17 protein-coding genes and 1 tRNA gene are annotated in these 18,914 nt (G+C 70.0%); 8 read left to right on the top strand and 10 right to left on the bottom strand.

Annotated elements, in window-relative coordinates; all coding sequences use genetic code 11:
- Window positions 1-244: 244 nt before the first annotated feature.
- Complete coding sequence (locus A8713_RS15855) at window positions 245-949, bottom strand: DUF5324 family protein (RefSeq protein ID WP_064534109.1); 705 nt, start codon at window positions 947-949, stop codon at window positions 245-247.
- 272 nt (window positions 950-1,221) lie between these two features.
- Here A8713_RS15855 and A8713_RS15860 point away from each other — a divergent pair, with 272 nt between their 5' ends.
- The gene (locus A8713_RS15860) at window positions 1,222-1,755 is read left to right on the top strand and encodes a peptidylprolyl isomerase (protein WP_018569175.1); all 534 of its coding nucleotides are present in this window, start codon (window positions 1,222-1,224) and stop codon (window positions 1,753-1,755) included.
- A gap of 137 nt (window positions 1,756-1,892) precedes the next feature.
- Window positions 1,893-2,792, top strand: a complete 900-nt coding sequence (locus tag A8713_RS15865) for a rhomboid family intramembrane serine protease (protein WP_064534111.1) — start codon at window positions 1,893-1,895, stop codon at window positions 2,790-2,792.
- A gap of 334 nt (window positions 2,793-3,126) precedes the next feature.
- Here A8713_RS15865 and crgA read toward each other — a convergent pair whose 3' ends face one another.
- Window positions 3,127-3,381 (bottom strand): cell division protein CrgA, encoded by a 255-nt coding sequence (crgA, locus tag A8713_RS15870; protein WP_018569173.1) that lies wholly within the window; start codon window positions 3,379-3,381, stop codon window positions 3,127-3,129.
- A 153-nt stretch (window positions 3,382-3,534) separates the two neighbouring features.
- On the opposite strand from crgA, the gene A8713_RS15875 reads away from it, so the two are divergent.
- The 5 genes from A8713_RS15875 (at window position 3,535) to A8713_RS15890 (ending at window position 7,158) form a co-directional block, all read left to right on the top strand.
- Entirely contained in the window at window positions 3,535-4,314 is a 780-nt protein-coding gene (locus A8713_RS15875) for a DUF881 domain-containing protein (RefSeq protein WP_064534113.1), read from the top strand.
- 164 nt (window positions 4,315-4,478) lie between these two features.
- Window positions 4,479-4,640, top strand: coding sequence for a hypothetical protein (locus A8713_RS32300; RefSeq protein ID WP_173860855.1), 162 nt, complete (start codon window positions 4,479-4,481; stop codon window positions 4,638-4,640).
- Window positions 4,637-5,275: an aminodeoxychorismate/anthranilate synthase component II gene (locus A8713_RS15880; RefSeq protein WP_037894464.1), complete on the top strand. Its 639-nt coding sequence runs from the start codon at window positions 4,637-4,639 to the stop codon at window positions 5,273-5,275. Before A8713_RS32300 ends, A8713_RS15880 begins: the two co-directional genes overlap by 4 nt.
- Window positions 5,272-6,396 carry a class E sortase gene (locus A8713_RS15885; protein WP_064534114.1) on the top strand — a complete coding sequence of 375 codons (1,125 nt, stop codon included), beginning with the start codon at window positions 5,272-5,274 and terminating at the stop codon, window positions 6,394-6,396. The genes A8713_RS15880 and A8713_RS15885 overlap by 4 nt, the downstream gene beginning before the upstream one ends.
- Before the next feature lie 15 nt (window positions 6,397-6,411).
- Entirely contained in the window at window positions 6,412-7,158 is a 747-nt protein-coding gene (locus A8713_RS15890) for a class E sortase (RefSeq protein WP_064534116.1), read from the top strand.
- A 127-nt stretch (window positions 7,159-7,285) separates the two neighbouring features.
- Here A8713_RS15890 and pknB read toward each other — a convergent pair whose 3' ends face one another.
- From pknB to A8713_RS15930, 8 genes are all read right to left on the bottom strand, one after another.
- The gene (gene pknB, locus A8713_RS15895; RefSeq protein WP_064534118.1) at window positions 7,286-9,283 is read right to left on the bottom strand and encodes a Stk1 family PASTA domain-containing Ser/Thr kinase; all 1,998 of its coding nucleotides are present in this window, start codon (window positions 9,281-9,283) and stop codon (window positions 7,286-7,288) included.
- A 91-nt stretch (window positions 9,284-9,374) separates the two neighbouring features.
- Window positions 9,375-10,721, bottom strand: coding sequence for an RNA-guided endonuclease IscB (gene iscB / locus A8713_RS15900; protein ID WP_064534120.1), 1,347 nt, complete (start codon window positions 10,719-10,721; stop codon window positions 9,375-9,377).
- A gap of 536 nt (window positions 10,722-11,257) precedes the next feature.
- Window positions 11,258-12,742 (bottom strand): penicillin-binding transpeptidase domain-containing protein, encoded by a 1,485-nt coding sequence (locus A8713_RS15905; protein ID WP_064534123.1) that lies wholly within the window; start codon window positions 12,740-12,742, stop codon window positions 11,258-11,260.
- 256 nt (window positions 12,743-12,998) lie between these two features.
- Entirely contained in the window at window positions 12,999-13,346 is a 348-nt protein-coding gene (locus tag A8713_RS15910; protein ID WP_159393102.1) for a hypothetical protein, read from the bottom strand.
- A 121-nt stretch (window positions 13,347-13,467) separates the two neighbouring features.
- Window positions 13,468-14,928, bottom strand: a complete 1,461-nt coding sequence (locus A8713_RS15915) for an FtsW/RodA/SpoVE family cell cycle protein (RefSeq protein WP_064534127.1) — start codon at window positions 14,926-14,928, stop codon at window positions 13,468-13,470.
- A gap of 27 nt (window positions 14,929-14,955) precedes the next feature.
- On the bottom strand, window positions 14,956-16,545 hold the full coding sequence (locus A8713_RS15920; protein ID WP_079158989.1) for a Stp1/IreP family PP2C-type Ser/Thr phosphatase: 1,590 nt from the start codon (window positions 16,543-16,545) through the stop codon (window positions 14,956-14,958).
- Window positions 16,546-16,685: 140 nt separating this feature from the next.
- A complete protein-coding gene (locus A8713_RS15925; RefSeq protein WP_018569163.1) occupies window positions 16,686-17,210 on the bottom strand; it encodes an FHA domain-containing protein FhaB/FipA in 525 nt (174 codons plus the stop codon).
- 10 nt (window positions 17,211-17,220) lie between these two features.
- The gene (locus tag A8713_RS15930) at window positions 17,221-18,099 is read right to left on the bottom strand and encodes an FhaA domain-containing protein (protein ID WP_064534131.1); all 879 of its coding nucleotides are present in this window, start codon (window positions 18,097-18,099) and stop codon (window positions 17,221-17,223) included.
- Between the two features lie 705 nt (window positions 18,100-18,804).
- Here A8713_RS15930 and A8713_RS15935 point away from each other — a divergent pair.
- Window positions 18,805-18,888: transfer RNA gene (locus tag A8713_RS15935), tRNA-Leu, on the top strand.
- The last annotated feature ends 26 nt before the right edge of the window (window positions 18,889-18,914 follow it).

An 18,914-nucleotide genomic window follows, 5' to 3' on the forward strand; every position in this document is an offset into this window, starting at 1 on the left:
CCGGGACGCCGACGGCCACCCGGCCGCCGCCCAGCACCACCCGGCTCCTGGACCGGGACCGGCGTACACCGGCCCTTTGCATCCAGGAACGTTTCCGCCCGGATCTCCCCGATCCCGCGACCTCGGCCCGCCCGGCCGGATGGCTCTCCGGCCGAAGCGTCAACGGCCTGCCCTGACCAGGGAGGACCGTCCGGTTCGTACCGACCGGAAGACCCTGCTCGTCGCGGTCCTGCTCGTCGCGGTCCTACTCGTCGCGGTCCTTCTCCTCCTCGGCCTCCTTCGCGCGGACCTCGGGGTCCAGCACGCTTTGGCCGCTGCCGTCCACCGAGGACAGCCGGCCGGTCTCGGGGACCTCGGTCGGGGCGGGCGGCTCCACCAGCCAGTCCGGGTTGGCCTGCCGGTCCCACCACTTCCAGGCGGCGAAGGCGCCGCCCGCGACGACACCGGCGATCACGAACACCTTCGCGACGCGCCCGGCGCGAGCCCGGCAGCTCTGCCGGCGGGCCAGCTTCTGGATCTTCCGGGCCGGGACCTGGCCGCGCAGCGCGGCCAGCGCGGCGGCCCCGCGCGCGGCGGCCTCGTCCGCGACCGGTGCCGCGGCGGCCCTCGCCTGCTCGATCCGCGGCCTGGAGTACTCGGCGGCCTGGCGGGCGGCCCTGCGGGTCCGCTCGGCGGCCTCCTGGGCGGCCTGGTCCAGCTTCGGCGGGACATGGGTCATGGCCTGGGTGCGCGCCTGCTCCAGCCGGGGTGCGACGTAGGCGCCGTACTGGACGCGGGCCTGGTCGGCGGCGAGCGACACCTTCGGCGCGAGCCGTACGCGTGCCTCGTGCGCGTAGTGCGCGGCCCTGTCCCTGGCCGTGTCGGCGTAGGGCGCCACCACGTCCGCGGCGTGCAGCACGCTGTCCCTCGCCGAGCCGGTGGCGGCGCGCACGCTGTCGATGCGGGTCACGGGTTCCTCCTCCTCGGTGGCGTACGGTCATTCGACTTTCCACCCTTTTACGGATCATGCCTGCGAACGGCCCCGAAGGCATGCGAGGACGCGCATCCGGGTCATGCGCGCCCCCTGGACCGGAGCGACGCGCGCCCCCTGGACCGGAGCGAGCCGTCCCGGAACCCGCAACCGGTTCCGGCGGATCGGTGCCCGGAAGCGGCCGCCGGGCGACGCGGGGCGCGCGCCGTGCGAGGATCGGGGAGTCACAGGAAGACAACGGAAGGCAGATCGTGGCTGAGCAGCTCTACGCCACCCTGAAGACCAACAACGGCGACATCCAGGTGCGGCTCCTGCCGAACCATGCCCCCGAGACGGTCCGCAACTTCGTGGAACTCGCCAACGGTGAGCGCGAGTGGACGCACCCCGCCACCGGCGAGAAGACCACGGACCGGCTGTACGACGGCACGGTCTTCCACCGGGTGATCAGCGGTTTCATGATCCAGGGCGGCGACCCGCTGGGCAACGGCACCGGTGGCCCCGGCTACCAGTTCAAGGACGAGTTCCACCCGGACCTCGCCTTCGACCGCCCCTACCTGCTGGCCATGGCCAACGCCGGTCCGGGCACCAACGGCTCGCAGTTCTTCATCACCGTCGCCCCGACGGCATGGCTGACCCGCAAGCACACCATCTTCGGTGAGGTCGCCGACGACGCCAGCAAGAAGGTCGTCGACGCCATCGTGGGTACGCAGACCAACCCGCGCAACGACCGTCCCGTCAAGGACGTCGTCATCGAGTCGGTCGTCGTCGAGACCCGCGACGCCTGAGCCGGGGACCACTCCCGGCACCGCGCCCCGAGGGAACCAAACGCCCCGCTCGTCCGTAAGGATGAGCGGGGCGGTGCGTTGCCCGCGGTGAGCCGTACTGAGTCGTGCACCGTCCGTGACGAACGTGAGGGGACCCGATGGACCAGGCACCAGGCAGCCCGCAGGTCGGCCAGGGCGGCCAGGGCGTGCCCACCTGCTACCGGCACCCGGACCGCGAGACCGGCATCCGCTGCACCCGCTGCGAGCGGCCGATCTGCCCGGAGTGCATGGTCAGCGCCTCCGTGGGGTTCCAGTGCCCGGACTGCGTCCGCAGCGGGTCGGGGACCGGGCACACACCCGCGGCGTCCCGGCCGCGCACGGTGGCCGGGGGCACGGTGAGCGCCGATCCGCGGCTGTTCACCAAGGTGCTGATCGGGCTCAACCTGGCCTTCTACCTGGTCCAGCTCGCGCTGGGCGACTCCTTCACCGACCGGTTCTCGCTCGTCGGCGATGCGTACATCCCGTCGTCGGGAGCCGTCGAGGGCGTCGCCGAGGGGCAGTGGTACCGGCTGCTGACCGCGATGTTCCTGCACGGCGGCTATCTGCACATCGCGTTCAACATGCTGAGCCTGTGGTGGATCGGCGGCCCGCTGGAGGCGGCCCTCGGCCGCGTCCGGTATCTGTCGCTGTACTTCGTCTCCGGACTGGCCGGCAGCGCGCTCTCCTATCTGCTCGCCGCCCCCAACCAGCCCTCGGTCGGCGCCTCCGGTGCGATCTTCGGCCTCTTCGGCGCCACCGCCGTGCTGATGCGCCGGCTCCGCTACGACATGCGCCCGGTCATCGCCCTGCTGGTGATCAACCTGGTCTTCACCTTCGGCCCGGGGCTGAACATCGCCTGGCAGGCGCACATCGGCGGGCTCGTCGCCGGTGTGATCACCGGCTACGCCATGGTGCACGCGCCGCGCGAGCACCGGAACCTGGTGCAGTACGGGACCTGCGCGCTGGTGCTGGCGGTCGTGGTGGTGCTGACCGTGGTCAGAACCGCCCAGCTCACCTGAGCCCGCTCCCGTCGCCCGCCGTGCCGCCCTTCTCGCACGGTTGTCCACAGTGGGTGCGCGTCCTTGTGCACAGTGTGCGGGAACAGCTGTGCCCCCTGTCGCTCACCTGTGTCTGTGCAGGTCAGGCAGGGGGCAGTCCGCTACCGGCGGAGTGGTGCGACAGTCGTACCGGCGTCAACGGCTGATGAGTTATCCACAGATCGTCGGCTTTTCCCCAGGCGTTGTGTGGAAATTCGGCCCGACCTGTGGATAACTCAGCGGATACCCGTGGGCAGAGCTGTGTTCACCGTACGGCGAACCGCGCTTCCACCGGGCCCGGCGGAGTCGGCAGCCGCTACTTCCACTGCGTGGAGACGCCGAACCCCGCGGCGATGAAGCCGAAGCCCACCACGATGTTCCAGTTGTCCAGCGCGTCGATCGGCAGCGAACCGTCGGTCACGTAGAAGACGACGATCCAGGCCAGGCCGATGACGAACATGGCCAGCATCACCGGGGCCACCCAGCCGCGGCTCTCCAGCTTGATGACCGTGCCCTGCTTGGCGGGCGGCGGCGTGTAGTCGGCCTTCTTGCGGATACGTGACTTCGGCACGAGGGTCTCTCCTGTCGATGCGCTGCGTGGCCGCGCAGGAATCTGGACTGGCTCCGGGGCAGCGTACAAGGGCACTGCGTGGGGACGACGAGTGCTCCCCCGGGGCGTCCGTTAGCGTAGTGCTTCCGCGGTGCCGAAGGAGATAAGGGTACGTTGAGCAATTCCGCCGACTCCCCGGGGCCGGGTGCCGACCGGGACCGCGCCCGCCGCTTCCCGCCGGTGCGGATCCTCACGGCGGCCGTGTTCGCGCTCGCCGGGCTGATCTTCTTCACCAGCTTCGACACGGCCAAGGGCACCAACATCCGCACGGACACCTCGCTGCTCAAGCTGTCCGACCTGGTCCAGGAGCGCAGCCGCAAGAACAAGGAGCTGGACGAGTCCAACGCGACCCTGCGCGGCGACGTCGAGTCCCTCGCCCGCAGCGACGGCGGCGGCACGAAGGCGCAGGACGAGAAGCTCTCCGGCCTGGAGGACAGCGCGGGCACCCGGCCGCTCAAGGGCAAGGCGGTCAGCGTCACCCTGAACGACGCCCCGCCGAACGCGACCGCCAAGCTCCCCGGCTATCCCGAGCCGCAGCCCGACTACCTGGTCATCCACCAGCAGGACCTCCAGGCCGTCGTCAACGCGCTGTGGAACGGCGGCGCCCGCGGGATCAAGGTGATGGACCAGCGGCTGATCTCCACCAGCGCGGTGCGCTGCGTGGGCAACACCCTGATCCTCCAGGGCCGCGTCTACTCACCGCCGTACAAGATCACGGCGGTCGGCGACCCGGACCGGCTGCAGAAGGCGCTCGCCGACTCCCCGGCGATCCAGAACTACATGGTGTACGTCAACGTCTACGGCCTCGGCTGGAAGGTCACCGAGGACGGGACGGCCACGCTGCCCGGCTACACCGGGGCCGTGGACCTGCACTACGCGCAGCCCGTCGGCTAGCCACGGCGCCCGCGTGCCGGACCGGAGCCGGACCGGGAGCCGGACCGGGAGCCGGACCGGGAAGGGGGAACTGCTCCCGGAAGGCCGGAAACCGAGGGCATCGCGCCGTTAGTCTGGTGCGGTACGGCGTGCATCGGGTGCCGTGGGGAGACGGAAGGGACGGCATGTACGGCTGGATCTGGCGGCATCTGCCGGGCAACGCGTGGCTGAAGGCCCTGGTCTCACTCGTGCTGGTCCTGGCCGTGGTCTACGTCCTGTTCCAGTACGTCTTCCCCTGGGCGGAGCCGCTGCTTCCCTTCAACGATGTGACGGTGGACAACCAGTGAGCGCGCGGATTCTCGTCGTCGACAACTACGACAGCTTCGTCTTCAACCTGGTCCAGTACCTCTACCAGCTCGGCGCCGAGTGCGAGGTGCTGCGCAACGACGAGGTGTCGACGGCGCACGCCCAGGACGGTTTCGACGGCGTGCTGCTCTCGCCGGGGCCGGGCACGCCCGAGCAGGCCGGGGTGTGCGTGGACATGGTCCGGCACTGCGCCGCCACCGGCGTCCCCGTCTTCGGCGTCTGCCTGGGCATGCAGTCGATGCAGGTGGCGTACGGCGGTGTGGTGGACCGGGCGCCCGAGCTGCTGCACGGCAAGACCTCGCCGGTCGAGCACACCGGCAAGGGCGTCTTCGCCGGGCTGCCCTCCCCCTTCACCGCGACCCGCTACCACTCGCTGGCCGCCGAGCCCGCCACCGTCCCGGCCGAGCTGGAGGTCACCGCCCGCACGCACGACGGCATCATCATGGGCCTGCGCCACCGGGAACTGCCGGTGGAGGGCGTGCAGTTCCACCCCGAGTCGGTGCTGACCGAGCACGGGCACCGGATGCTGGCCAACTGGCTGGCGGAGTGCGGCGACACGGGTGCCGTGGCGAGGTCGGCGGGGCTCGCCCCGGTGGTGGGCAGGGCCACGGCGTGACCGCGCTGCGCCCCGAGCGCGAGTCCGGCGCCGACCGGTACGGCACGGAGGCGTACGCCTCCGGGGACCCGTACACGGAGGCGCCGTACGGCTCGCACGCCTCGGCGGCGCCCGGCTTCCGCGCCGGACCGGGGCCCGGCCCGGCGCCGGCCGACGACGAGACGATGGCGCTGCGGGTCGCCGATCCCGCCGCGGCGGCCGGTCCGGGGACGGGGACGGCGCCCGGGGCGCGGGGGCGCTCAGCGGGCGCCACGGCCTCTTCCGGCTCCCCGGCGCACCAGGAGCCCCACGAGGGACGCGCGGCCCGCAGAAAGGCCGCCAGGAGCCGTCACAGCCGCCACAGCCGCCGACGGGGCACCGGCCCCGCGGCCGGACCGTCCCCGGAGGACGGCGGGCCGTCCGCGCCGCTGACCCGGGTGGAGGCCCGCAGGCGGGCACGGGCGCGGCGGCCGTCCCCCGGTGTCGTCGTCAGCCGGATCGTCGGCGAACTGTTCATCACCACGGGTGTGGTGATGCTGCTGTTCGTCACCTACCAGCTGTGGTGGACGAACATCCGCGCGCACGCGCAGGCGGGCAGCGAGGCCCACCACCTCCAGGACGACTGGGCGAGCGGCAGGCGCAACCCGGGCACCTTCGAGCCGGGGCAGGGCTTCGCCCTCCTGCACATCCCGGCGCTCGACGTGGTGGTGCCGGTCGCCGAGGGCACCAGCAAGGCGCAGGTGCTGGACAAGGGCATGGTCGGGCACTACGGCAAGGGCGACTTCGACACGGCGATGCCGGACGCGAAGACGGGCAACTTCGGACTCGCGGCCCACCGCAACACCCACGGCGAGCCCTTCCGGTACATCAACAGGCTCAAGCCGGGCGACCCGATCGTGGTGGAGACGCAGGACGCGTACTACGTCTACAAGATGACGTCGACGCTCCCGGTGACCTCCCCCGGCAACACCGCCGTCCTGGACCCGGTGCCCAAGGGCTCGGGCTTCACCAAGCCCGGCCGGTACATCACGCTGACCACCTGCACCCCGGAGTTCACCAGCAAGTACCGCTTGATCGTCTGGGGCAGGATGGTCGAGGAACGGCCGCGCAGCAAGGGGAAGCCGGATGCGCTCGTCAGCTAAAGGGCAGAGGGAACAGTGGCAGCGACCGCGGACGACACGGCAGAGCACACAGAGGACGGCCCGGCACCGCGCCGGCGCCGCCGGGGCGGCGGCCGGGTGGCGCTCGCCGTCAGCGTGTTCGGTGAACTCCTCATCACGGCCGGCCTGGTGCTCGGCCTGTTCGTCGTCTACTCCCTGTGGTGGACGAACGTCATAGCGGACCGCAAGGCCGACCGGCAGGGCCACAAGGTCCGCGACCAGTGGGCGCACTCCGCGCCCGGCCCCGGCGCCCTGGACACCAAGGACGGCATCGGCTTCCTGCACGTCCCGGCCATGCACAACGGCGAGGTGCTGGTGAAGAAGGGCACCTCGACCGACATCCTCAACGACGGCGTGGCCGGCTACTACACGGACCCCGTCGCCGCGACCCTGCCGGTGACCGGCAAGAAGGGCAACTTCACCCTCGCCGCGCACCGGGACGGGCACGGCGCGAAGTTCCACAACATCGACAAGATGCGCGAGGGCGACCCGATCGTCTTCGAGACCCGGGACAAGTGGTACGTCTACAAGGTCTTCGACATCCTCCCGGAGACCTCGAAGTTCGACGTCGGCGTCCTGGACCGGGTCCCGGAGGAGTCCGGGGTGAAGAAGCCGGGCCACTACATCACGCTGACCACCTGCACGCCCGTGTACACCTCCCGCTACCGGTACGTGGTCTGGGGCGAGCTGGTCCGCGTGGACCCGGTCGACGGCAAGCGCACACCGCCGAAGGAACTGGACTGAGCCCGGTCTCTCCCCCCTCCCGCGGTCTCTCTCCCCCTCCCCCTCCCCGGCTCGCCGAGGCGGCACGACGGAGCCCCGGCCCTCATGGACGAGGGCCGGGGCTCCGTTCACGGGACGGGCCGGTCGATCAGGGGAAGAAGCCGCCGTGGTCGCCGCCGTTCCCGCCGTTCCCGCCGCCCGGACCGCCGACGGTGGTCAGCGTGATCTGCGTGCCGCCCGGGTTGTCGGTCTGCTGGCCCGGCTGCGGGTCCTGGTTGATGACGAACGCGTTGTCGTCGCCACCGCTGCCCGCGAACTGGATGTTGGTGAAGCCGGCCGCGTTCAGGAGCTGCTTGGCCTCCGAGACCTTCTTGCCCCGGACAGAGGGCACCTGGGTCTGCTGCGGCTGCTCGACCTGCTTGCCGATCTGGATCGTCACCTTCGAGTCCTTGTCGACCTGCTGGCCGGCGCCCGGGACGGTGTTGATGACCTTGCCGGCCTGGTCGGGGTCGCTGTTGTCGACCTCGACGCAGTCGCCCTGGAGCCCGTTGGCCTGCATCTGCTGCTTGGCGGCGTCGCAGCTCTGGCCGTTGACCTGGGGGACGGTGGCCTTCGCGACGGGCTTGGCGACCGTCAGGGTGATCGTCGCGCCCTTCTCGACCTCCTTGTCGCCGCCCGGGTCCTGCGAGATGACGACGCCCTCGGGGCGGTCGGCGGACTCCTGCTCCCGCTTCTCGACCTTGAGGTCCTTGTCGGTCAGCTGCGCGGAGGCCTTGTCGAAGGTGAGGCCGGTGACGTCCGGGACCGTGACCTTCGGCGCCCCGGTCGACATGACCAGGTTGACCGTGTCGCCCTTCTTGACGTCGCTCTTGGGCGCGGGGTCCTGCGAGCAGACATGGCCCTTGGGCTGGTCGTCGCACTCCTTGTCGGTGAACGCCAGCTTCAGGTTGACGTTGTCCGCCGAGGTCTGCGCCTCGGTCTTGGTCTGGCCCACGAAGTTCGGCGCGGGGATCGAGTCACTGGTCGCCCCGTGGCCGGTGAAGACGTACTTGCCGATCAGGATGGCGCCGATCAGGACCAGCACGGCGGCGACGATCAGGAGGATCGTCGAGGTGTTGGACTTCTTCGGCGGCCGGCTGCGCCGGTCGGGCCGGTCGTCGTAGCCGTAGCCGCCGTCGTCCGGGCTCATGGGCGGCAGCATCGTGGTGGCGGGGGCCCCGGCGTCGGGGCGCAGCGCGGTCGTCGGCTGGTCGTCCGGGTAGCCGCCGTAGCCCACCGCGCCCATCGCGGCGGTGGCCGCGACCGGCTGGCCGTCGAGGCACGCCTCGATGTCGGCGCGCATCTCGTCGGCCGACTGGTAGCGGTAGTCGGGGTCCTTGACCAGCGCGCGCAGCACGATCGCGTCCATCTCGGGCGTGATCTCGGGATCGAAGACGCTCGGCGGCTGGGGGTCCTCGCGGACATGCTGGTAGGCCACCGCCACCGGGGAGTCGCCGACGAACGGCGGCCGGACGGTCAGCAGCTCGTACAGCAGGCAGCCCGTCGAGTACAGGTCGGAGCGGGCGTCGACCTGCTCGCCCTTGGCCTGCTCCGGGGAGAGGTACTGGGCGGTGCCGATGACCGCGGCCGTCTGCGTCATGGTCATACCGGAGTCGCCCATGGCGCGGGCGATGCCGAAGTCCATCACCTTGACCTGGCCGTTGCGGGTCAGCATGACGTTGGCCGGCTTGATGTCGCGGTGCACGATGCCGCTGCGGTGGGCGTACTCCAGGCCCTGGAGGATGCCGATGGTCATCTCCATGGCCCGCTCGGGCAGCAGCTTGCGCCCGCTGTGCAGCAGCTCACGGAGGGTGGAGCCGTCGACGTACTCCATGACGATGTACGGGATCGAGACCCCGTCGATGTAGTCCTCGCCCGTGTCGTAGACCGCGACGATCGCGGGGTGGTTGAGCGAGGCGGCCGACTGGGCCTCCCGGCGGAACCGGGCCTGGAAGGAAGGGTCGCGCGCCAGGTCGGCGCGCAGCGTCTTCACCGCCACGGTGCGGCCCAGGCGGGTGTCATGCGCGAGGTACACCTCCGCCATGCCACCACGGCCGAGCACATGGCCCAGCTCGTACCGGCCGCCGAGGCGACGTGGCTCTTCCATCAGAATCCTTGCGCGGTTGCCTCTCGCCGTCAGGCTGGAGGCCGATGGCTCCGTGTTCCGTGCTCAGACGTAGAACACCCACGGAACCCTTCTAAGGCCGCGCGTCCTCCTTCCTCATGGTGTAGGCGTATCCGTCGCCTCGTTGAAGAAGGCGCAGGTTGCTGTGGCTGGTGTCGGCGTACCCGCCAGGGATGGAGATGCGGTGGGTGCCGGAAGCACGCACAGCAACGCGACCGGTGTGTGTACCTCGGTACTTGCCGCGTGGAATGTGGGCCCGGACGAGATCGCCAGTCGCAAAACCGTGGTGCTGCTTCTGACGTGGCAGGTAGAGCCTGGGGAAGCCGTGCTTGTCCGAGCGCGTGCGTGCGTAGGAGCCGCGCCCACACGCTGAGGTGACCAGTACTGTGCCGGGGTATCGGACAACCCGGGTGCTGGGGCCGGCCTCGCCGACCGCGAGGGCATCGAGTGTGTGCGACTTCGCGAGGCCCTGCATCGACCGGTTGTACTTGGTCCGTCCGCCGGACCACGCGGACAGAGGCAGCCCCAGGCTCTCGAGGGCCTGCCAAAGCTTCCAGCGGGTGGCGTTCATGGCTGCCGCGTCCCGCAGTGGCGTCTGTGCTCCGGCGAGGAGCCGCGCCAACTGCACGGGCCTGCCGGCCAGGAACTCCTCCACCGGACGCGCGGCTTTGTCCTGATTGCAGGAAGCACAGGCGAGGGTCAGGTTACTGATGCGGTCGGAGCCCCCGGTAGCGCGAGGGTGGATGTGGTCGATCTGGAGCGGGACGTTCTTCGCTCCGCAGTAGGCGCAGGAGCGATCCCACTTCTCCAGTAGGTACTGGCGAACCTCGTATCCCGCGAGAGCGCCCTGCTGGTACTCCACACTGTTCGGGCCGCCACGATCAAGGCCAAACGCCGCGGTGTCGAAAGCAGCACGCTCGACATGGAGTTCAGTGACCGGGAACCATCTTGTGAGCCGAGCGACGGTACTCAGGGTCGTGTCCACCCGGTGCTGCAGGGACGGGGCAAGCCATCCCTTGGGACGTGACCGGTTGAGAAATCGGGGCGCCCGGTAGCGTAGATTCGCGCCGCGTCGCCTGCGGCGGTGATCCGCCCGCTGTCGCATGCTCTTGTGGATCTGTGCGCCACGGTGCTGGAGTTCCGTTGCGTGCAGCCCCCGGCGACTTGTCGTGACCTCACCGCTGCCCCGGTCGGAGCACTCGACATCGGCGGTGACGGCGATGCCCGTACCCTTCGAACCGGGGTCGATGCGTACCGCAACGCCGGATACCTCGGAGCTCTCCGCAACGCGGTCTTTCAGACGGATGACGAACGGTGCGGTTTTCACTACGACCGCCCGGCCACCGGCCATGAGTCTGCGGGCTCGAGCGGGATGGCAGGGCATCAGCGGACACCCGTTCCTGTCGAGGACGGCGACCATTTGTGCCCCTGCCCTCGGTTGACTCGCTCCTGCCTGCGGAATGCTGCTCTCACGAACAGCCTCTCCTCCCTTCACTACCGCGGACGCGGCAGCGTCGGGGTGTCGCCGTACGCCGGGAGGTGACGTGCGTACGGTCTCCCCTCGCCCATGTTCCATACCGGCTGCATCACCCTGGCGGGTGATGCGCTCACGGCCCGTTTCGTCCCAGCTCCCGGGGTTGTCTGCAGCCGTGGGTTCCAGAGCCTGCCGCTGAGGAAGTACGGCAGGGTGGGTCTGCTCACCTGTATGAAACGTAGTCATCGAACACCTCCGTTCACCGATGACTCGGGCTGGTCAACCAGGGACTCGCCCACTAGGGGCGGGCGGGCCCCGGCCTCTTCGGCCGGGGAGCGGCTGACAGCTACCTACCAGCCCTTTCGATTGGTGTTGTCCGGGCCTACCGTACCCGGCTGGTTCTGTGGGATCCGGCCAAGCCCGTCACCCGATACAGGACCGGTACCGCACCATGCACCGTTGTGAAGGACCCGTGACGGAGATCACCGCTTGGAGTTGATGACCGCCTGCATGACGCTCTTCGCGATGGGCGCCGCGAGGCCGCCGCCGGAGATGTCCTCGCGGCTGGCCTGCTCGTCCTCGACGACCACGGCGACGGCCACCGGCGCGCTGCCGTCGCTCGTCTTGGCGTAGGAGATGAACCAGGCGTACGGCTTGCCCTTGTTGTTCACGCCGTGCTGGGCGGTACCGGTCTTGCCGCCGACGGTGACGCCGCCGCCGATCTGCGCGTTCTTGCCGGTGCCCTTCTCGACGACCGTCTCCATCATGTCCTGGAGGATCTGGGCGTTCTTGGAGGTCAGCGGCCGGCTCAGCTCCTCGGGCTGGGTCTGCTCCAGCGTGTCCAGGTTGGGCGACTGGAGCTTGTCCACCATGTACGGCTTCATCAGCTTGCCGTCGTTGGCGACCGCGGAGACGACCATGGCCATCTGGAGCGGGGTGGCGGCGGTGTTGAACTGGCCGATCGAGGACTGCGCGACCTGCGAGGGCTCCATGTTGTCGGAGAACACCGAGGCGTTGGAGCGCACCGGGGTGAACTGCTCGCTGGTGAAGCCGAACTTCTTCGCCTCGTCCAGCATCTTCTTGTTGCCCAGGTCGGCGCCGATCTTGCCGAACACGGTGTTGCAGGACCAGCGCAGCGCCTCGCGCATATTGGCGTTCTTGCAGGGGATCGGGCCCTCGTTGGGCAGCGGGGTGGTGGTGTGCGGCATGATCCACGGGTCCGGCGAGTTGGTGTTCTGGTCGGCCGAGGTGTACAGCCCGTTCTCCAGCGCGGCGGCGGCGGTGACCACCTTGAAGGTGGAGCCCGGCGGGTAGGTCTCGCGCAGCGCCCGGTTCAGCGTCGGGTCGTCGGGGTTGTTCTCCTTCAGGAGCTTGTTACGGGCCGCCGCGTCCGCGTTGGAGGCGCCGGCGAAGGAGCCGGGATCGTAGGACGGGAAGGAGGCCAGCGCGAGGATCTTGCCGGTGGACGGTTCGAGCGCGACGACGGCGCCCTTGCCGCGGCCCTTGAGCCCGTCGTACGCCGCCTTCTGCGCGGCCGCGTTCAGCGTGGTGACGACGTTGCCGCCCTGCTTGGGCTTGCCGGTGAGCATGTCCAGGGTGTTGCGGAAGAAGAGCCGGTCGTCGTTGCCGGTGAGGATCCCGTCCTCGACCTTCTCCAGCAGGTTGGCGTCGAAGGCCTGCGAGGCGAAACCGGTGACGGGCGCCCACATGGGGCCGTCCTTGTACGTCCGCTTGTACTTCAGGTCGTCGATCGCGCTGGTCTTGGTCTCCACCGACCCGGTGATCGGCGAGCCGCCGACGATGATGTCACCGCGCGGGTGCGCGTAGCGGGCGATGGTGACGCGACGGTTGTTGTCGTCGTTCTTCAGGCTGTCGGCCTTGGCGTACTGGAGCCAGTTGTCGCGGATGAGCAGCGTGAGGACCAGCAGTCCGCAGAAGATCGCGATCCGGCGCAGGGGCTTGTTCACATCCGGCCTTTCCACAAGCTGACAGGTGCGCCTGCCGCTTCAGTCTCTCGGTGCCGTCGGTGCTGGCGCTCATCCATGGCCGGCCCCAGTTTAGAGGCAGTGCCTGTGCCTCCCGGACGGGGCCGCCCACCGCCACTGGTCCATAGACGCACCCGAGGTACGACGGGTTCCGGAAAACGGGCAACGGCTCCCGGAACACGGCGGGTGCCGGTTCCGGGAGCCGTCCCTCATGAACGCGCCGATGGTCCGCTCAACGTCAGCACTTCGGCGGCTTGCCGTTGGCCACATTGAAGTAGTAATCGGACGTGTAGCCCCAGAGGCCCTTGCCGGAGCTGGTGTCCGACACGTACCACCAGGTGGTGTTGCCGTAGACGCCTTCGCCGTTGACCCAGCACTTCACGACGGCGCCGTCCTCCTTGTAGGCGTGTTCCACGATCGCCGTACCGGTGCTCGGACCCTTGCGGATCTTGACGTCGTCCGTCGTCCAGTTGCCCCCGTACAGCCGTCCTGCGGCCTGCGCGCCCGTCGCGCTGGTCACCGTGAACAGCACGGCGCCGAACGCGGCGGCGACGCCCACCGCGAGACGCTTTCCGCGTGCACCCATGTGAAGCATGGAAACCCCCAGGTGAGTCGATGGTCACTCCTTGGTCAGGGGAGTGATCCGGTCGCCCATCACCCTAGTGAGTGACACATGGTGCGGACAGGGTTACGACTGGTGATCGAGGTCACTCCACGGGCCCGGCGCCGCCGGGGCGGACCACCTGGGTCATCTCGGCGTCCGAGTTGGAGGCGGGCGCGGGCGCCGGGCGGCGGGCGGTGTCGCTGATCCTGATCAGGATGCCGATCAGGGCCCAGTTCGCGATGACGGAGGAGCCGCCGTACGCGAGGAAGGGCATCGTCATACCGGTCAGCGGGATCAGGCCCATCACACCGCCGGCCACCACGAAGACCTGGAGCGCGAAGGCACCGGACAGGCCGACGGCGAGCAGCTTGCCGAACGGGTCGCGGGCGGCGAGCGCGGTGCGGATGCCGCGTTCCACGATCAGGCCGTAGAGCAGCAGGATCGCCATGACGCCGGCCAGGCCCAGCTCCTCGCCGAAGGTGGCGAGGACGAAGTCGGAGTTGGCGGCGAACCGGATGAGGTCGGAGTGGCCCTGGCCGAGGCCGGAGCCGAGGGTGCCGCCGGAGCCGAACGCCCACAGGGCCTGCTGGAGCTGCTCGGAGTGAAAGCCGGGAGCGCCGGAGCGGCTGAGCCGGTACTCGTTCATCGGGTCCAGCCACGCCTGCACGCGCTGGTGCACGTGCGGCTCGAAGCTGGCCACGCCGAACGCGCCGGCCCCCGACATCAGCAGACCGAAGACGATCCAGCTGGTGCGCTCGGTGGCGACGTACAGCATGACGACGAACATGCCGAAGAACAGCAGCGAGGTGCCGAGGTCCGTCTCGAAGACCAGGATGAGGATCGAGATGACCCAGACCACCAGGATCGGGCCGAGGTCGCGGCCGCGCGGCAGGTACAGGCCCATGAAGCGGCGGCTGGCCAGGGCGAGCGCGTCCCGCTTCACCATCAGGTAGCCGGCGAAGAAGAAGGCCAGCACGATCTTGGCGAACTCGCCGGGCTGGATGGAGAAGCCGCCGACGTGGATCCAGATCTTGGCGCCGTAGACGGGCAGCGCGAGGCCGGGGACCAGCGGCAGCAGCAGCAGGACCAGCGCGCCGACCATGGAGATGTACGTGTAGCGCTGAAGGACGCGGTGGTCCTTGAGAAAGATCAGCACGACCGCGAAGAGCGCGATGCCCATCGCGGTGTACAGCAGCTGGGTGGGCGCCTTGTCGCCGGCCGCCTTGATGTACTGGAGCAGTTTCGATTGGTCCAGCCGCCAGATGATGACCAGGCCGAGCCCGTTGAGCAGTGTGGCCAGCGGGAGCAGCAGCGGGTCGGCGTAGGGCGCGAACTTGCGGACGACGAGGTGGGCGACGCCCGCCATCAGGCCGAGGCCCAGTCCGTAGCTCAGCAGGCCGGCCGGGATCTCGTTGTTGATGGCCAGGCCCACGTTGGCGTAGGCGAACACCGGGATGGCGACCGCGAAGACCAGCAGCGCCAGTTCGGTGTTGCGGCGGCTGGGCGCTCCGATGGCGCCGATCGTGGACGTGTGGTGCGTCGGTGAGTTGGTAGTACTGCTCATCGTGTGACAGGGCCTCTCACGGCTTGCCTACTGCTTACCGCACAGCGAGACGACCTTCTGCTCTTCCTCCGAGAGAGTGGGGCCGGGGCTGGACGTGGACGCGGTCGCGGTCGTGGACGTGGACGGAGCCTGGGACGAGGGGGACGACGGGATGCCGGACGTCGAGGGGTTCGGCGTCGACGCCGTCCTGGACGTGAAGGCGGCCGGGGTGGTTCCCGAGGTGCCGCCCTTCTTGCCGTCGCCGCTCTTCCCGCTGCTCCTGCCCTGGTCGGCCTTGTCGCCGTTCTTGGCCTCGGCGGCGCGGCGCTCGGACTCCTTGCGGCACGCGGAGGCCTGCACCGACAGCTCGTCGACCTTCTTCTGCGCCTCCTGGAGGCCGCCCTCGGCGATGGTCGCGGTGACCTGCTTCTGCTGGTACGGCGGCAGGTCCTTGAGCGCGATCTCGGGATGGTCCTTCTCCACCTCGGACAGCTTCACCCAGGCCAGATCCTGGCTGATGCCCCGGTAGAGCGCCACGTGGTCGTCGTTGGTGCCGACGTAGTACTGCGTCTGCGTCCAGCGGTAGCCGCCGTACAGACCGCCGCCGATGACGGCGAGCGCGAGCACGGTGTACAGGGAGACCTTCAGCCACCTGCGGCCCCGGCGCGGCTTGACGAAGTCGTCCTCGTCGTAGTCCAGGCCGTCGGTGGAGATGAAGCCGGTGGTGTCGCCGGAGCCGGGCGGGCCGAACTCGCCGCCCCCGCCGCCCTGGCCGGGCACCTGGCGGCCGAGGCCGGAGGCGCGTCCCGCCGGGGTCTGCATGATGCCGTTGTCGTGCAGGTGGTGCTGGTTCTCGGCGACCGCGCCGACGACCACCGGGGTGTCGGAGAGCTGTCCCGCGAGGGTGTCGCCGGTGTCCAGGTCGAGGACGTCGGCGACGATGACGGTGATGTTGTCGGGGCCGCCGCCGCGCAGCGCGAACTGGATCAGCTCCTGCACGGTCTCCTGCGGGCCCTGGTAGCTGGCGAGGGTCTCCTCCATCGTCTGGTGGGAGACCACGCCGGACAGGCCGTCGGAGCAGATCAGATACCGGTCGCCGGCCCGCACCTCGCGGATGGACAGGTCGGGTTCGACGTGTTCGCCGCTGCCGAGGGCGCGCATCAGGAGGGCGCGCTGCGGGTGGGTGCTGGCCTCCTCCTCGGTGATGCGTCCCTCGTCGACGAGGCGCTGCACCCAGGTGTGGTCCTGGGTGATCTGGGTGAGCACGCCGTCGCGCAGCAGATACGCGCGCGAGTCGCCGACGTGCACCAGGCCGAGGCGCTGACCGGTCCACAGCAGGGCGGTGAGCGTGGTGCCCATGCCCTCCAGCTGGGGGTCCTCCTCGACCATGGCGCGCAGCTGGTCGTTGGCGCGCCGCACGGCCGTGCCGAGCGAGGTGAGGACGTCGGAGCCCGGGATGTCGTCGTCGAGGGGCACGATGGTGGAGATCACCTCGGAGGAGGCGACCTCGCCGGCGGCCTGGCCGCCCATGCCGTCGGCGATGGCCAGCAGCCGGGGACCGGCGTAACCGGAGTCCTCGTTGCCCTCGCGGATCATGCCCTTGTGCGATCCGGCGGCGAAGCGCAGTGACAGACTCATGCGCACCTCGCCCGACGGCTCCGGGTACAGCCGATCGTGTCGAGCCACACTGCCCACCCTCCGGTCGGGAGCGCGCCGCGGCCCTGGGGGCCGGCCGCCGCCGCGTGCTCGCTCCGCTCGCGCTCATTCATGACGTAGCACTACTTCCGCAGCTCGATGACGGTCTTGCCGATGCGGATCGGCGCGCCCAGCGGGATCGGTGTGGGGGTCGTCAGCCGGGACCGGTCCAGGTACGTGCCGTTGGTGGAGCCGAGGTCCTCGACGATCCACTGGCCGTTCTGGTCCGGGTAGATCCTGGCATGACGGCTGGAGGCGTAGTCGTCGTCCAGCACGATCGTGGAGTCGTGCGCGCGGCCCAGGGTGATCGTCTGTCCCTGGAGCGCGACCGTGGTGCCCGTGAGGGTGCCTTCGGTCACCACGAGTTTGGCGGGGGCGTTGCGGCGTCGGCCGCCGCCCTGCTGGCCGCGCTGCTGCGGCGGTGCGGCCTGCTGGCGCGCGGCCTGCCGGCCGGTCTGCTGGGGCCGTGCGGCCTCCCGGCGGGACCCCCGCTGGGTGACGCGCGTACCGAACAGGTCGCTGCGGATGACCTGCACGGCCACGATCACGAACAGCCACAGTACGGCCAGGAAACCCAGCCGCATGACCGTGAGGGTCAGCTCTGACATTGCCCCCGGTTCACCCTTCGGCTTGCCTATAGATAACGGTGGTGCTGCCCACGACGATCCGCGAGCCGTCGCGGAGCGTAGCGCGGGTGGTGTGCTGCCCGTCCACCACGATGCCGTTGGTGGAGCCGAGATCCGCGATCGTCGAGGGCGTTCCGGTCCGGATCTCACAGTGCCGGCGGGAGACGCCGGGGTCGTCGATCCGCACGTCGGCGTCGGTGCTGCGGCCCAGCACCAGCGTCGGGCGGGAGATCTGATGGCGGGTGCCGTTGATCTCGATCCAGTAGCGGGTGCGGCCGCCGGCCGCCGGGGCCTGCGGGGGCCGCTGGGCGGCGGCGGGCGGGTAGCCGTGGCCGCCGGGCGGCGGTGCCGCGGGCATGGGGGGCGCCGCGGCGGGTGGTGCGGCCGGCGGGTAGCCGTAGCCGCCCGGCGCGCCGGGGCGGCCGGGTGCCGCGGCGGGACCCGGCGGGGGTCCCTGCGGCGGGGCCGCCTGGGGCGCCTGGCCCTGCTGGCTGCTGGAGGAGGCGAGCGTACGGCTGCGCACCCGGTACAGACCGGTGTCCAGGTCGTCCGCCTTCTCCAGGTGGACCTTGATCGGGCCCATGAAGGTGTAGCGCTGCTGCTTGGCGTAGTCGCGCACCATGCCGGCCAGCTCGTCGCCGAGCTGTCCGGAGTAGGGGCTGAGCCGCTCGTAGTCGGGCGCGCTCAGCTCCACGATGAAGTCATTGGGTACGACCGTGCGGTCGCGGTTCCAGATGGTCGCGTTGTTGTCGCACTCGCGCTGCAGCGCGCCCGCGATCTCCACGGGCTGGACCTCGGACTTGAAGACCTTGGCGAAAGTGCCGTTGACCAGACCTTCGAGGCGCTGCTCGAACTTCTTCAGGACTCCCATGGGGCACCTCCTCCGTCGTGGCCGTCGCTTCTGGTCCTGCCGGTGTTGCGGATGTTGCGGGTCTTGCCGTCGTGCTGATGCGTCCTGCTTACCTGGTACTGCTTACTGATCGTATCCACGCGCCGGTAAATCGGCTGGTTCCCCCTGTCGGGCCCGTCGACGGGTCGTCGACACCTGGTGGTCGGCTCGTACCGCTGAGTACTCCTTCGGGTCCTTCGGGGGAGTACCCCTCCGTACTTCTGCTCCGTACTCCTGCCCAGGATCGTAGAGGCGGCCACGGACCAGTGTCCCGCACCCGGCGCCGCTCGGCCCCGGCTCCTTGGGAGACGGGCCGGACCGGTACGAGGTTGATACGCGAACAAGCACTGGTCGATACGGACGGGCGGGCGGATGGACGGGCGGGCGGTACCGGCCGCCCGGGGCGGCGACACGGCGGTGCGGCGAGGGTGCCGTGGGGCTGGGCTCGTCCGGGTCGTGGCCGGGCGGGGCCGTGGCGGTGCGGGAGGGGCGGTGGTCGGCCGTCGGGCGGGCGGGGTCCGGGGCAGGGCCGTCGGCCCGAGGTCTCTGACCTGGTGGTCCCCCGGCCCGGCAGCCCCGTCTGCCCCCGGGAAAGGGATGTGAAACCACCCGGCGCGGCGTGCTAATGTTCTGCATGTCGGAAGGCGCCGGGCCCGCAAGGGAGCGGAGCCGGAGGACACACCCAATGCGCGGGTGGCGGAATAGGCAGACGCGCTGGATTCAGGTTCCAGTGCCCGAAAGGGCGTGGGGGTTCAACTCCCCCCTCGCGCACAGCTGAAAGCCCCGCAGGTCTCGGA

It is taken from the genome of Streptomyces sp. SAT1, assembly GCF_001654495.1.
Classification (GTDB): Bacteria; Actinomycetota; Actinomycetes; order Streptomycetales; family Streptomycetaceae; genus Streptomyces; species Streptomyces andamanensis.